The 13,586-nt window shown below is 67.8% G+C and carries 13 protein-coding genes; 7 read left to right on the forward strand and 6 right to left on the reverse strand.

Annotation, left to right across the window (positions count from 1 at the left end):
- Positions 1–434 precede the first annotated feature (434 nt).
- A complete protein-coding gene (locus Aple_RS55955; RefSeq protein WP_155352038.1) occupies positions 435–1,772 on the forward strand; it encodes a cellulose binding domain-containing protein in 1,338 nt (445 codons plus the stop codon).
- Positions 1,773–1,783: 11 nt separating this feature from the next.
- Complete coding sequence (locus Aple_RS50975; protein WP_281361775.1) at positions 1,784–1,954, forward strand: cellulose binding domain-containing protein; 171 nt, start codon at positions 1,784–1,786, stop codon at positions 1,952–1,954.
- A 126-nt stretch (positions 1,955–2,080) separates the two neighbouring features.
- Here Aple_RS50975 and Aple_RS50980 read toward each other — a convergent pair whose 3' ends face one another.
- The 4 genes from Aple_RS50980 to mshB form a co-directional block, all read right to left on the reverse strand.
- A complete protein-coding gene (locus Aple_RS50980) occupies positions 2,081–2,500 on the reverse strand; it encodes a hypothetical protein (protein WP_155352039.1) in 420 nt (139 codons plus the stop codon).
- A 48-nt stretch (positions 2,501–2,548) separates the two neighbouring features.
- A complete protein-coding gene (locus tag Aple_RS50985; protein ID WP_246265638.1) occupies positions 2,549–3,028 on the reverse strand; it encodes a flavin reductase family protein in 480 nt (159 codons plus the stop codon).
- 5 nt (positions 3,029–3,033) lie between these two features.
- Positions 3,034–3,474 (reverse strand): DUF6113 family protein, encoded by a 441-nt coding sequence (locus Aple_RS50990; RefSeq protein ID WP_155352041.1) that lies wholly within the window; start codon positions 3,472–3,474, stop codon positions 3,034–3,036.
- Positions 3,475–3,570: 96 nt separating this feature from the next.
- Positions 3,571–4,461 carry an N-acetyl-1-D-myo-inositol-2-amino-2-deoxy-alpha-D-glucopyranoside deacetylase gene (mshB, locus tag Aple_RS50995; protein WP_155352042.1) on the reverse strand — a complete coding sequence of 297 codons (891 nt, stop codon included), beginning with the start codon at positions 4,459–4,461 and terminating at the stop codon, positions 3,571–3,573.
- 31 nt (positions 4,462–4,492) lie between these two features.
- On the opposite strand from mshB, the gene Aple_RS51000 reads away from it, so the two are divergent.
- The gene (locus Aple_RS51000; protein ID WP_155352043.1) at positions 4,493–6,520 is read left to right on the forward strand and encodes a S9 family peptidase; all 2,028 of its coding nucleotides are present in this window, start codon (positions 4,493–4,495) and stop codon (positions 6,518–6,520) included.
- A gap of 96 nt (positions 6,521–6,616) precedes the next feature.
- Here the strand turns inward: Aple_RS51000 and Aple_RS55375 are convergent, their stop codons facing one another.
- Together Aple_RS55375 and Aple_RS51010 are read right to left on the reverse strand one after the other, a co-directional pair.
- Complete coding sequence (locus Aple_RS55375; protein WP_246265639.1) at positions 6,617–7,369, reverse strand: DUF6879 family protein; 753 nt, start codon at positions 7,367–7,369, stop codon at positions 6,617–6,619.
- Positions 7,370–7,414: 45 nt separating this feature from the next.
- Positions 7,415–8,293 carry a Scr1 family TA system antitoxin-like transcriptional regulator gene (locus Aple_RS51010; RefSeq protein WP_155352044.1) on the reverse strand — a complete coding sequence of 293 codons (879 nt, stop codon included), beginning with the start codon at positions 8,291–8,293 and terminating at the stop codon, positions 7,415–7,417.
- 187 nt (positions 8,294–8,480) lie between these two features.
- On the opposite strand from Aple_RS51010, the gene fxlM reads away from it, so the two are divergent.
- From fxlM to Aple_RS51030, 4 genes are all read left to right on the forward strand, one after another.
- Entirely contained in the window at positions 8,481–9,704 is a 1,224-nt protein-coding gene (gene fxlM / locus Aple_RS51015) for a methyltransferase, FxLD system (protein ID WP_155352045.1), read from the forward strand.
- Between the two features lie 35 nt (positions 9,705–9,739).
- Positions 9,740–9,874, forward strand: a complete 135-nt coding sequence (gene fxlA / locus Aple_RS51020; protein WP_155352046.1) for an FxLD family lanthipeptide — start codon at positions 9,740–9,742, stop codon at positions 9,872–9,874.
- A 68-nt stretch (positions 9,875–9,942) separates the two neighbouring features.
- Positions 9,943–12,810: a lantibiotic dehydratase gene (locus Aple_RS51025; protein ID WP_155352047.1), complete on the forward strand. Its 2,868-nt coding sequence runs from the start codon at positions 9,943–9,945 to the stop codon at positions 12,808–12,810.
- The coding region (locus Aple_RS51030) for a lanthionine synthetase C family protein (RefSeq protein WP_218038946.1) at positions 12,807–13,586 on the forward strand (780 nt) is incomplete at its 3' end. The genes Aple_RS51025 and Aple_RS51030, both read left to right, overlap by 4 nt.

Below are 13,586 nucleotides of genomic sequence, written 5' to 3' on the forward strand. Positions count from 1 at the left end.
CCCCTCGGGCTCCGCCCGCCCCCGCCACCACCGTGGTACCCGGAACAAACGAAAGCCGGTAGGGTCCCCGCTCTTCGTTTTCTCACGAGCTCCGCCCGACCCCCGCCACCGCCGTAGTATCCGGGACAAACGAAAGCCGGTAGGGTCCCCGCCCTTCGTTTTCTCACGACCCCCGCCAGCACCGTGGCATTCGGGACGAACGCTGTAACCTTCCGAATGTTTCACGCTGCCGACGTGAATAGATGCAGGTCAACGCGCCGACACCGATCAGTGTCGAAAGATTTTCAGCATCGCGTTGGACACGTTTCGGAGCGCTTCACACACTGAACCCGCAGTCGACTCGCCCTTGTTCCGATGACACAAACGGGCGTGCCTTCGCCGATCGCCCGCAGTTTTTGTCGCGGCGAGAGAGGAACAAGTCTTCCATGGGGACGATGACACGCCTGCTCGGTTGCGTGGCGGCCGGGGTGACACTGATCGCGGCGGTGGTTCTTGGCACCGGCGTGGCCGGCGCCGAATCCAATGGCGGGGTGCGGATAATGCCGCTCGGCGATTCGATCACCGACGGATTGACCGTCCCGGGGGGCTACCGGATCGGTCTGTGGCAGCGGCTGGTGGCCGGCGGCCACACCGTTGACTTCGTCGGGTCTCTGTTCAACGGACCGAGCAACCTGAGCGACCACGATCACGAAGGCCACTCGGGCTGGCGGATCGACCAGATCGACGCCAACATCGTGAACTGGCTGCAGTCGACCACCCCCCGGACGGTGCTGCTGCACATCGGCACGAACGACATGTTCCAAAACCCCGCCAACGCGCCCACACGGCTCGCGACCCTGATCGACCGCATCACCAGCACGGCCCCCAACACCGAGCTGTTCGTGGCGACGATCATCCCGCTGCCCTCCGCCGCCTCGAGTGTGCAAACCTTCAACACGGCGCTGCGAACCCTCGTGCAGAACAGGGCCAACGCCGGTCGCCGCGTACACCTGGTCGAAATGAACAGCGCACTGACGTCCTCGGACCTGGCCGATGGAGTCCATCCCAACGCCGGCGGCTACAACAAGATGGCCACAGTCTGGTTCAACGCCCTCCAGTCGGTACCCGGCAGCCTGAACAACGGCACACCGTCACCCTCGCCGTCACCATCCGGCGGCGACGTCACACCGCCCACGGCCCCCACCGGCCTGACCGCCTCGGCAACCACATCCACGAGCACCACCCTGTCCTGGACGGCCTCAACCGACGCCACCGGCGTCACCGGCTACGACATCCTCCGCGCCCCCGGCACCACCGGCGGCACATTCACCCAGGTCGGCACCTCGACCACCACCTCGTTCAGCAACACGGGCCTGACCGCCAGCACCACCTACCGCTACCAGATCAGGGCACGCGACGCCGCAGGTAACCTCTCACCGGTCTCCAACACCGCCCAGATCACCACCCAGCCCGCCACCTCCACCGGAACCTGCTCGGCCGTCGCGACCGTACAGACCCAATGGAGCAGCGGCTACGTCATCCAGCCGCTGACCATCACCAACACCAGCACCTCCACGATCACCGGCTGGACGGCCACCTTCACCCTGCCGGCTGGCCACACCCTGACCGGCTCCTGGAACGGCACCGTCACCATCAGCGGCCAGACCGTGACCATCAGAAACATCGCCCACAACGGCACCCTAACCCCCGGAACCAGCACGACCAGCGTCGGCTTCCAGGCCAGCCGCCCGAACGGCAACACCGCGCTGCCGTCCGGCTACACCTGCGCCTGACAACCAACGCCCTGACCAGCTCATGGAACGACACCGTCACCATCAGCGGCCAGACCGTGACCATCAGAAACATCGGCCACAACGGCACCCTGGCCCCCGGAACCAGCACCACCAGCCTCGGCTTCCAAGCCAGCCGCCCGAACGGCAACACCGCCCCGCCCTCCGGCTACACCTGCGCCTGACCAGCGCTTCCCGGCCAGTCCTTGAGAAGACCTGACGGAATGCCGCTGCCGCTCCTGGCGCCGGTGCGGCGAGGACCACCACCAGCGTTAACGGCGCCGAATAACGGCGAGCAACCCTTAGATGTTCTAAGGCGGAGATGTCCTTCTCCAGCGTGGGGGGTGGCGGCGGTAGCCGCCGTCTTCCAGGTTGGCCATGCGCTCGAAGACGTTCCACGAGGCGATGTCGCCGCAGACGGCGAACGAGACGGCCAGAGAGAGCGGGTAGAGGATCAGCATCGGGAGGCCGATGCAGGCCGCGTACTGGGAGGCGTGGCGGGATTCGTGAGCTAGGAGTCTGCCCTGGAGGAAGCCGTCCGGGTATTTGGTGAGGACCACGTTTCCGACGGTGAACGCGTTGGCGATGGGGAATGGGATCCGGTAGCCGTGGGCGTACACCAGGCCGAATTCGCCTTTTCGGGTGTGGGCGCCGCCGATCCTGGCGATGAGGAGCCCGGCCGGGGTGGACAGGTTTATCCAGTTGATGATGCGGCGGATCCGGTACCACATAGCAAGCAGGGTCTCACAGAGAGAGGCGAGATCCCGGGTAGGCAGGGCTCATAAGCGGCGGTAGCGGCCCTCGTGGTAGAGGAGGGGTTCGCCGTCGCGTGGGGTGCCGACGTGTTCGACCGAGCCGAGGATGATCGTGTGGTCGCCGCCGTCGTGGGCACCGGTGGTGCGGCATTCGAGGGTGGCGATGGCGGCGTCGAGAAGGGGGACGCCGAGGAAGCCGCGGTGGTGAGGGTGGTCGGCGAGTTGGCTTTCCAGGGGGCGACCGCGGTGGGCGAAGAAGCGGGAGGTTTCTTCGGCGTCTTCGGGGAGCACCGAGACGCCCCAGACACCCGCTTTCAGCACCGAATCATGAAATCTGGCGATCTTCTCGGCACAGAAGAGCGCCAGCAGGGGATCCAGGGAGACGGACGTGAAGGAGTTGACCGTCATCGCGTGATCCACGCCTTCGTCCACGGTGGTGACGATCGCGATGCCGCTGGCATAACGACCGACGACCTTCCGGTAAAGATCCCTGTCTACTTGCACAAAGGTCACTTTATTCGGACATTTTGCCGTAGCAACCAGGAGCCCCCCGTCGAAGGGACCAAAAGGATCGCGACCAGCACGGCCACCGAGCCACCATAAAGGTAGACATATCCCGCGACGTTCGCCGCGATGGTCAGATCGCCTTCCGGACGCTTCCCGGCGAACACGAACACGGTGGCCATCCAGCCCACCACCGGAATCAGCGCCGCCAGCCGAGTCCGCATCAACCGCCCCATCCCGTACGGCACCGCGAACAAGACCACTGTCCACCCGATCGCGGCGGCGGGCACCCCCAACGCCTCCCACGCGTGCGAGAACCCGCCCAGCACCCCGAGCACGACCCCGAGCACGGCCAGCGTCCCATACGCGGCCCCGGCGATCGCCGCCCCGACGCCCGCCTCGATCCCGGACCCCTCGCTGACCTCGGGCGCGGTCGTACCCATCATGGGCCCGAGATTATCAACGAGAAACCCATCCCATAGACAGCCGCATCGCCGCCGACCAGGTGTCGCACCGTCGCGGCCGTCCGGATCACGACTTTCTCATTGATAGCCGATCCCCGCGAACAGACAGACTTCACGGTCATAGGGCTCGCCGAGGCCGCCTGCCTCGATCGGCGCGCCCACCCCGGCGGGCCCGCGCACGCCACTCCACAGGACGTAGTGCTCAACCCCGAACGCCCGCTGCCCGACGGTGTTGGACAGCGCGTACCAGGGCGCGCGCACCGAGACCTGAGTGGCATGCGCCCGCAATGCCGCAAGCTTGGCCTCCAGGTACGGCCGGGCGTCGATCTCGGTGGTGATCTCCCCATCGTCAGCCCCGAAAGGCAGGTCGGCCTCCGGAGCGGAGAACGGCACATCGGCCTCGTGCATGGCCTCGGCGGCCCGCTTCAGCACGGATTTCACCATGGCCGTGTGGTAGAACTTCGCGACTTCCAGGGGCGTGTCCTGAACCATCTGGAAGGCCCGCCAGGCGACGCGATTGGCCTTGATGTGGTCGGGGTGACCGTACAAGCCGATCCTGTCGTAGGTGACGATGACCTGAGGCCGTACCTCCTTGATGACCTCCACCAGCGCGGCGGCGGCCTCGTCCAGATCGGCCCGCCAGAAGCAGCGCGGGTCGCGGTTGCTCGCCACGCCCATCATCCCGGAGTCGCGCCAGCGCCCCGCCCCGCCGAGGAACCGGTGGTCGGTGACGCCCAGGGCCGCGCGGGCCGCGTCCAGCTCGCCGATCCGGTGGCCCCCCAGCGCGTCCTCACGGTCGGCGGCCAGGTGCGCCAGCTCGGGCGGGATGATCTCGCCCTCCTCGCCCAGCGTGCAGGTCACGAGCGTGACCTGAGCGCCTTCGGCCGCGTATCTGGCCATCGTCGCGCCGGTGCCGATGGTCTCGTCGTCGGGATGCGCGTGCACCAGCAGCAATCGCCGATCAATCATGCCCCGAGCCTAACTGGCACTATGAGGAGCTATGAGTGAGAGCTTCCCGAGACTGCATGCCCGTACCCGGCGGTTCACCCTCGGGGTGCCGCGCGGCTTCACGATCGCACCCGACCGCGTGCTCTTCCTGCGCAGCAACTCCGGTGTGGACGCGGTCACCTGCCTGTGGGAGCTCGACCTGGCCTCCGGCGCGGAGCGCCTGCTGGTGGACCCGCTGACGCTCGGCGCCGCCGAGGAGAACCTGCCCGCGGAGGAGCGCGCCCGCCGCGAGCGCGCCCGCGAGTCGGCGGGCGGCGTGGTCGCCTACGCGACCGACGCCACCGCCCGCCGGATCGTGTTCGCCCTGTCCGGCAACCTGTACCTGTGGGAGTCAGGCGCGGTACGGGCCCTGGCCACCCCTGGTTCTGTCATCGACCCCCGGTTGTCCCCGGACGGGCAGCGGGTTGCGTACGTGACCGGCGGCGCGCTCCGGGTCCAGCACGTGGACTCCGGCGAGGACGTCGAGGTCGCCGAAGAGGAAGGCGTCACCTACGGCCTGGCCGAGTTCGTCGCGGCCGAGGAACTCATGCGCCTGCGCGGCTACTGGTGGTCGCCCACCAACGACGCGCTCCTGGTGGCCCGGGTGGACGAGGCTCCCGTCCAGCGCTGGCACATCGCCGACCCCGCCAACCCCGACCGCGAACCGAACGTCGTCGCCTACCCGGCGGCGGGCACCCCGAACGCGGACGTGCGGCTGTACGTGTACAACCTTGGTGGCTCCAGGATAGAAGTGCCCTTCGAGCAGGAATACCTCCTCACAGCCCTCTGGGACGCGCACGGCATGGCCCTGGTGACCCTCTCCCGGGACCAGCGCAGCATGCGGCTACTCAAGATCGATCCGGCCACCGGCGCGAGCACGCTGGTCCGCGAGGACACCGACCCGGCCTGGGTGGACGCCATCTCCGGCGTGCCCGGACACCTGTCCGACGGCACCCTGGTCTGGGTGGCCGACGCAGGCGGCGGCCGCCGCCTGGTCATCGGCGACAGCCCGGTGACCCCGCCCTCGCTCCAGGTCCGCGAAGTCCTCGACATCGACGGCGACACCGTCCTGTTCCAGGCCAGCGGCGAACCCACCGAGATCATGCTCTGGACATACGCCCACGGAACCCTCACCCCCGTCGTCGCCGAGGCGGGCGCCTACTCCGGCCGCCGAGCGGGCGGCGTCACCGTCGTGGCCGGCCAGACACTCACCTCGGAAGGCACCTCGGTCCGCACGATCCGCGCCGACGGCACGGTCCTGCCCATCCGCTCGGTAGCCGAACGCCCCGGCCTCGACCTGCGGATCTCCCTGGTCAGGGCGGGCTCCCGCGGCCTGTCCACGGCGGTCCTCCTACCCTCCTGGCACGTGGAGGGCTCGGCCAAGCTCCCGGTCCTGATGGACCCCTACGGCGGCCCGCACGCCCAGCGCGTCATCGCCGCCAGCCGCCCCTACCTGGAGTCCCAGTGGTGGGCCGAGCAGGGCTTCGCCGTCATCATCACCGACGGCCGCGGCACCCCCGGCCGCTCCCCCGCCTGGGAACGCGAGATCCTCCACGACTTCACCCTCACCCTGGACGACCAGGTAGACGCCCTCCAGTCAATGCCCCACCCCGACCTGGACCTCACCAGGGTCGCCATCCGCGGCTGGTCCTTCGGCGGCTGGCTGGCCGCCCTCGCCGTCATCCGCCGCCCCGACGTCTTCCACGCCGCCATCGCGGGCGCCCCAGTCACCGACTGGCACCTATACGACACCGCCTACACCGAGCGCTACCTAGGCGACCCAACCGAAGGCCACTACGAACGCTCCTCCCTCCTGTCCGACGCGGAAAAACTCCAGCGCCCCCTACTGATCATCCACGGCCTCGCAGACGACAACGTGGTAGCGGCCCACACCCTGCGCCTCTCCTCAGCACTCCTGGCGGCCGGACGCCCGCACAGCGTGCTACCGCTATCCGGGGTGACCCACATGACCCCCCAAGAGGTCGTCGCCGAAAACCTCCTCCACCTACAGCTGGACTTCCTGAAGAAGGCCCTGGGCTAATCCAAGAGCCACTCCCATTGGAAAGTCGCGATCTGGACAGGCACGGCGGCGAATCGCCTGTCCAGACCGGTTTTGCTGATAGTGCTGGCAGGGTGGTCACACTTTGTAGTCGAGATGGGGGATAGCTCGCTCCCACACCATCTCGAAGGCGGCGACGATCTGGGCGGCGATGCGAGGGTCGGAGCTGTATTCCAGTTCGTCGATCTCGGTGCCGTCGCCGGCGTTGAAGTTGAAGGCGACCAAACGCTGGTCGAACATCCACAGGTCGGAGTGCGGCAGCATGATCCCGCTCGCTTGCCGTCTCGGAAGCCAGCGGACGTCCTCTCCGGCCTCGATGTTCACATCGGTGACCATGTGCAGCCATTTGGTGTATTCGCTGACCGGTTCCGACACGATCCTGGCCCGGCGCATCTTTACCCCGCGAGCGACTGTCTCCTGGACGATGCGCTGCCAGCGAGTCCGATCCGTGCGACCAGAACCGCCCGCCCTCCAGTCCTGGAAGCCGGGTGACGGCCCATATTCCTCGCGCATCTCCAGGTGGACCGCAGAGCGGGTCGCGCGGGCGAGCATCTGGGCGATGGTCAGCGGGCCGGTTCCCTGTTTGCCCTCGTCGTACTCGGTGAGGGCAAACAGGATGATCTTGCGCATGCGCGCGGGTAGCCACACGACTGCTTCGTCGGAGGCGATGGTGCCGTGCTGGGAGATCATGGCCAGTACCGCTGGGTCGGTGATCACGCGGCCCTGGAACAGGAAGTCGCCGGTGTTCGGGTCGACGAACACGGCCGGGCATTTCTCGTCGTCGGAATCGGGGTCCGCGCCAACGAAATCGAGGGGGACGTCTTCTGGCATGAACGGTCGATCCTCTCCGGGAAGGCCGAGGGTCGGGTTCGACCCTCACACGCGTGCAATCAGACGATCAAGGCCATTGATCGCCATTGTGATCAAGTTCCGCGCGCCGTCGCCGTGTACCGCGAGCGACAACAGTCGCCCCCAAGCTTCCCCGTACTGGCGGATCTCAAGCGGTTGTGTGAGTGACAAGTAGCCGCTGACCAGTTCTACCGACACGACCGTCTCGTCTGACATCGTGAAGGACTCTTCGGGGTTCACCCCGTTTCGGTGGATGCCACGTGGAATGATCCCAATGGTGATGGTCGGTCGCCTCACAGACTCCAGCAGGAACTGAAGTTGCGCACGGTGTGCTTCTAGCGGACCGGGCCAGAACCACAGCACATCCTCTTCCAGGAGGAACATCCACCGAGCGTCCGGCCGGTCCAGGCATCGCTGACGCTCTGCCCGGGCGGCGACGGCCTCAGCGACGTCGTCGAGCTCCAGATGTTGTTCACGCCGGGCCTGAGTCAGGTATTCCGTCATCATCTCCGGCGTCTGAAGCAATCCCGGAATGACCTTCGTCTGGTAGACGCGGTGAAGACGAACGTGCCAGTACTTGTCACGCAGCCGTTCCTGCCTGGCCTTCAAACCGGCTTGATTGAGCTGGGTGTGCGTCAGCCACATGCCCGCCACGTTCACCTGCTCGGCGAGAAGCTCCGCGGTCCGGTGGCCTGGCGCTGCGCAGATCGCGCACCACAGCCGGACATGGTCAGCCGAGATCGACCGCTGCCCCTTCTCCAGCATGGTGACCAGACTCGGGCTCGCCCAGCCGGCCGCACGCGCGAACTCACGGCCGGACATCCCTGCGGCCTGGCGTAGGTCCCGGAGTTGACCGCCTAGCCGCACGCGTGCGGCCTGCGCTGACGAGGATGAGGAAGAGTGCATGACGTGGTCATCATGCACGGCTGGCGAGAACCCACGGCAGGAGGTTCACCGGGATTCACATGCCAGGAGCTTAGGTGTTGTGAATCTTTGTGAATTTGCTGGCCTCGAGTGACCATCCCCCGTCAGGGTCATATTGCATGCCTACCTGGCCTGAGGAAGCGTCAGCCTGACAAAAGGGGGACGCAACGTGAGCACCACGCGGGTCGACGGGCTTCGGGGAGCGCTTGTCGAGCGGATCGCGGCCAGGCACGAGGTGCTTGGTCTCATATTGTCGGCCGAGGTGGAGAAGGCGTTCCGAGCTGTACCCCGGCACCGGTTCACCGGTGATGCCTCTCTGGAGGAGGCCTACGGGGATGACGCGGTCATCACCAAGCGCGACGAACGGGGCATGTCGTTGAGTTCTGTGTCGGCGCCGTGGCTCCAGGCGGCGATGCTGGGGCAGCTCCAGGTGCAGCCCGGCGACCGTGTCCTGGAGATCGGTAGTGGCGGGTTCAACGCGGCCCTGATCCGGGAGTTGGTCGGCGCGGATGGCTCGGTGACCACGATTGACATCGATTCGGATGTTACCGGCCGTGCGGAACGGTGCCTGGCTGAGGCGGGGTACACCGACGTGGAGGTGATCTGCCAAGACGCCGAGTTCGAGGTCGAGCCCGGCAGGAAGTTCGACAAGATCCTGGTCACGGTCGGGGCGTGGGATATCCCCCCGGCCTGGCTCTCCCAGCTCGCCGACGGCGGGCGGCTCGTCGCACCTCTCCGCACGATGGGCACGACCCGGTCGTGGGCGCTGGAACGCCAGGGTGGCGCCTTGACGAGCAGGGGCCATCTCATGTGCGGGTTCGTGCCCATGCAGGGTGCGGGCGCCAGCCACGGGACCGGGATCGCGCTCCTGGACGGTAACCAGGTCGGCCTGTGGCTGGACGAAGGCCAGTCCGTCGATAAGGCGGCTCTCGACGGTATCTTGTCCACACCCAGGGCTGAGGCCTGGTCGAGCGTCGCGACGGGCTCGAAGACCCCCTACAGCGACCAAGACTTGTGGCTGGCCGGCCGACTGCCGGGCTTCTGCCTGATGACCGCGCAGCAGGACGCCCTGGACAGCGGCGTCGTGGACTTGCCTTGGCGGTACGGCACTCCCGCGTTCGTGGACGGCGGAACCCTCGCCTACCGTGCCAAGCCTCGCCTGGTCGAAGAGAACCCCTCCGTCTACGAGTTCGGCGCATACGCGCACGGCCACGACGCGGACGAGGCAGCCGAGCTGCTCACCGAGCAGATCCGGGCGTGGGACCGGGCCGGGCGGCCGAGTCCGCACCTGTCGGTCTTCCCGGCTGGTACACCGGACGCCGAGTTGCCGGAGGGCCTGGTGCTGAACAAGCGGCACACCCGTGTAGTGATCTCCTGGCCGACGGCCAGGTAGCCCACCGTTCCTTCTCAATCGAAAGGACCTGTGCCATGGATCCCAGCGAGTTCATCTTGAACGTCCGTCTCGTGAACGCCGGGCCGGTCGCGTCAATGGTCCCCTCCGCCGACTGCACCAGCGACAACTGCGGCGAAACCCCAGGCAGCGCGGGCATCGCCAACTGCTAGACCGCACCACCAACGCCCCCGGCCCGCGCACGGGCCGGGGAGCGTTCTCCACCTCGAAGGAGAGACAGGTGGACCGACCGGCGTTCCGCACGCTTGACGCCGCGCTCATCCGCGTCGCGGCCTATCCCGAAAAGTTGGCGTTGCCTGCGTGGCCGGACCTGACCCAGAACGATGTGCAGGGGTGGGTGACCTGGCTCGAGCAGGTCTGGTCCCTGGAGAACGTGGTCTCGGTCGTCCAAGTGGCGAGCCCCGATCTGGCCCGCCGGATCACCGAACTGTGCGAGGACGCGAGCGCGTTCAAGCCGCGTCAGGTTCGGCGGGCAACCGAGGCTCTGGTCCGGTATCTGCTGCGGTGGACGAGTCGGGCGACACCGTTCGGCCAGTTCGCCGGGATCGCCCCGATCACCGTGGCCGAGCACACATCGGTGGAGTGGGGTGGCAGACATGTCCCGGTTTCCCGCCCGGATGCCGGGTGGCTAGCCGACCTGATCCGCGATCTTGAGGCCCGGCCGGAGGTGCTCCGCCAACTGCCGGTCATGGCAAATGATCTTGGGTTCGCGCGGGGCGGTGACTGGATCGTTCCCTGCCAGCACCTCAATGACGGCTCAGTCTCTGACGTGGTGATCCGCCACACGGCGGCGGTGCGCGTGGCTCTTCAGGAGTCGCAGAGCCCGATCTGTTTCGGTGATCTCACGACGAAGCTCTGCGCGGAATCCCCGCAGACCCTGCGGTCGGTCGTTGAGGACATGCTGGCGGAGCTGGTACGTCAGCGGATGTTGGTCACCAGCCTGCACCCTCCGACGACCGTCACCGACCCCGCCGCGTATCTCGCCGCCCAACTGGACGGGCTCGACGGCGTCCCGCAGAACCTGTGGACCGGCCAGCATTCAGCGGTGGACCTACGTCTGGATTGTGCAATCAGCCTTCCCCCGGCCGTATTGCGAGAGGCCGAAGCCGCCGCGTCGGCGCTGGTTCGCCTCGCTCCCCCTCGGCCTGCTTGGGACGCCTATCACTCCGCGTTCCTGGAGAGGTATGGTCCCGGCGGACTGGTCGGGGTTCGGCAGCTCGTGAACCCGGACACCGGCCTTGGCTACCCGGCCGGCTACCGCGGCTCCCTCGCCAAGGTCACCCAGCCTCTTCTGCCCCGAGACGCCACGCTCGCGGCACTAGCCCAGCGGGCCGCCCTCGACGGTTGCGCCGAGTTGGTGCTCGACGACCGGATGCTGACCGAACTGGCCAGTCACGCAGGCGCGCCGCCACCACATACGGAGCTGCGGTTCAACCTGCACGCCCCCACCTCGGCAGCCCTCGACGCCGGGACTCTGGCCCTGACCGTGGTCAGCGCCTCACGGCAGGCCGGGACCTCGGTCGGCCGATTCCTGCACCTTCTGGACCCTGGCCGGCGCGAACAGTTCGAACGCGCCTATGCGGCGCTGCCGACCGGGACGCCCGGCGCGCTCGCAGTTCAGCTCTCGTGTCCGCCGCTACCAGCGCGGACCCGCAACCTCACCCTGACCCCACCGGTTCTGCCGTTGCTGTCGCTGGGGGAACATCGCAGCCCGCAGGCGTCGGCGCTGCACGTGGACGACCTGGCGGTGACGGCCGACGCCCACCGGTTCTATCTGATGTCACTCTCGCGCGGCTGCCCGGTCGAGCCGCTCATGCTGAACGCGGTGGATCTGCGGCACGCCACGCACCCGCTGGCCCGATTCCTGTGCGAGATCAGCACGGCGAGGGCCGCGCCGTGTACGCCGTTCTTCTGGGGCCACCTCGCTCAACGGTTCCCCTTCCTCCCCCGTGTCCGGTACGGCCGTACGGTACTCAGCCCGGCCCGCTGGAATGTGGTCGCCGAGGATTTGCCTGGCAAGATCGAGCCCTGGCAGACCTGGGCGGAGGCGTTCGAGGAACGCAGGCAAGCGCATCGAATCCCCGATTTCGTCCAACTCGGCGACGACGACGTGAGGATCCGCCTGGACCTTACCGAGCCCGCCCACCTGGCACTGCTGCGCAGCGACCTCGACCGGCACGGTCACGCCGCACTGACGGAAGGCGACACCGAGTACGGGTGGATTGGCGGCCGCCCTCACGAGATCGTGATTCCGCTCGCTCGCCAAACCGCCCCGCAGCCGCCGTCGCGACCCCTGCGACGTCAGACTGCGCACCCTGAGCTCCGCCACCCGCCTGGCATCTCCGAATGGCTCTACGCCAAGGTCTACGGGCACCCCGACCGGCAACGCGATCTCCTCACCCGCCTACCCGAACTGCTGTCAGCCTGGACGTATGGCCCACCGGACGGCTGGTGGTTCCTCCGCTACGACAATCCCGAACCCCACCTACGGGTGAGGTTCCGCCTCCACGACGCCGACCAGTACGGGCCCGCCGCCCGCGTGTTCGGAGCCTGGGCCATCGACATGCAACGGGAAGGGCTGCTCCGCGACTTCACCCTGGACACCTACCACCCAGAAACCGGCAGATTCGGCACCGGCGAAAGGCTGCGGGCGGCCGAGGCCGTGTTCGCCGCGGACTCCGCCCTGGTGATCGCCGCGCTGGCCACCGGCCACCATGCTCAAGCCCTCGTCGCGGCCGGCTACCTGAACATCGCTACCGGCTTCCTCGGCAGCGACGGGCTTGCCTGGCTGGTCGAGCACGTGGTATCCGGCCGTGGAGCACGCCTCGACCGGGACGTGCTGCGGCAGGCCCGGCACAGCCCTCCCGCGCTGCTCGGATTCCTCGAACGTCGGCGCAGGGCGCTCGCCGGCTACCGGGCCCAACTCGGTTGGGAGGACGTCAACGTGGCTCTCACGGATCTCCTGCATCTCCATCACGCCCGCCTGATCGGGATTGACCTCGACTCCGAACGCACCTGCCTGCGCCTGGCGCGTGCCCTCGCCCAGAAACAGGCAGCACGGACCGAACGAATCGAGGTCACCGCGTGAACTCCGCCACCGAGGCCCGGCGCCTGACGGACGGCGTCGCCTGGGGCTGGCCTGCCCAGTCCATCAGCGGAGGAGCCGCCGGGATCGCGTTGCTGCACCTCGAACGCGCCCGGACCGGCGCCGGCCCCTGGGAGAAGGCGAATGCCTGGCTTGAAGCCGCGGCACGTGAAGGAGCCAGCACCGGGACCAACGCCTGCCTGTACTACGGTGCCCCCGCCTTGGCGTTCGTCCTGCATGGCGGCGCGGACCGACCGGGCTACGCCCAGGCCCTGGCCACGGTGGACGCCGGGACCAGAACGGTCGTCCGCACTCGCCTGGATGCCGCGCACCGGCGGATCGACGCCGGCGACCGACCGGCACTCGGCGAGTTCGATCTGATCAGCGGACTCACCGGCCTCGGCGTCTGCCAACGGCGGCGCGGTGACCTCGACCTGCTGCGTCAGGTCCTCACCTACCTGGTAAGGCTCACGGAGCCGCTCCACGGGCTACCCGGCTGGTGGACGCTCTCCTCCACCGGACGCACCGTGGGCGATCCGCCCGGAGGACACAGCAACCACGGCATGGCGCATGGCATCACCGGCCCGCTGGCGCTCCTGTCCTTGGCCATGCGGGACGGCATCGAGGTCGAGGGGCAGGCCGAGGCGATCCACCGGCTCTGCGCCTGGCTCGATCGCTGGGAACGCCCGCACGAGAGTGGCGCATGGTGGCCCGAAATCGTCACGCTCACCGACATGCGCCGCGAAAGACCCGCGCAGGCCGGGCCACTGCGGCCGTCA

Origin of the sequence: Acrocarpospora pleiomorpha (assembly GCF_009687885.1) — a bacterium.
In the GTDB taxonomy this organism is placed as follows: Bacteria; Actinomycetota; Actinomycetes; order Streptosporangiales; family Streptosporangiaceae; genus Acrocarpospora; species Acrocarpospora pleiomorpha.

Bases quoted from the DNA above. Each gene is read 5' to 3' on its own strand.
- Aple_RS55955 (WP_155352038.1), top strand. From the start codon at position 435: ATGACACGCCTGCTCGGTTGCGTGGCGGCCGGGGTGACACTGATCGCG.
- Aple_RS50980 (WP_155352039.1), bottom strand. From the start codon at position 2,500: ATGTGGTACCGGATCCGCCGCATCATCAACTGGATAAACCTGTCCACC.
- Aple_RS50990 (WP_155352041.1), bottom strand. From the start codon at position 3,474: ATGATGGGTACGACCGCGCCCGAGGTCAGCGAGGGGTCCGGGATCGAG.
- mshB (WP_155352042.1), bottom strand. From the start codon at position 4,461: ATGATTGATCGGCGATTGCTGCTGGTGCACGCGCATCCCGACGACGAG.
- Aple_RS51000 (WP_155352043.1), top strand. From the start codon at position 4,493: ATGAGTGAGAGCTTCCCGAGACTGCATGCCCGTACCCGGCGGTTCACC.
- Aple_RS55375 (WP_246265639.1), bottom strand. From the start codon at position 7,369: ATGCCAGAAGACGTCCCCCTCGATTTCGTTGGCGCGGACCCCGATTCC.
- Aple_RS51010 (WP_155352044.1), bottom strand. From the start codon at position 8,293: ATGCACTCTTCCTCATCCTCGTCAGCGCAGGCCGCACGCGTGCGGCTA.
- fxlA (WP_155352046.1), top strand. From the start codon at position 9,740: ATGGATCCCAGCGAGTTCATCTTGAACGTCCGTCTCGTGAACGCCGGG.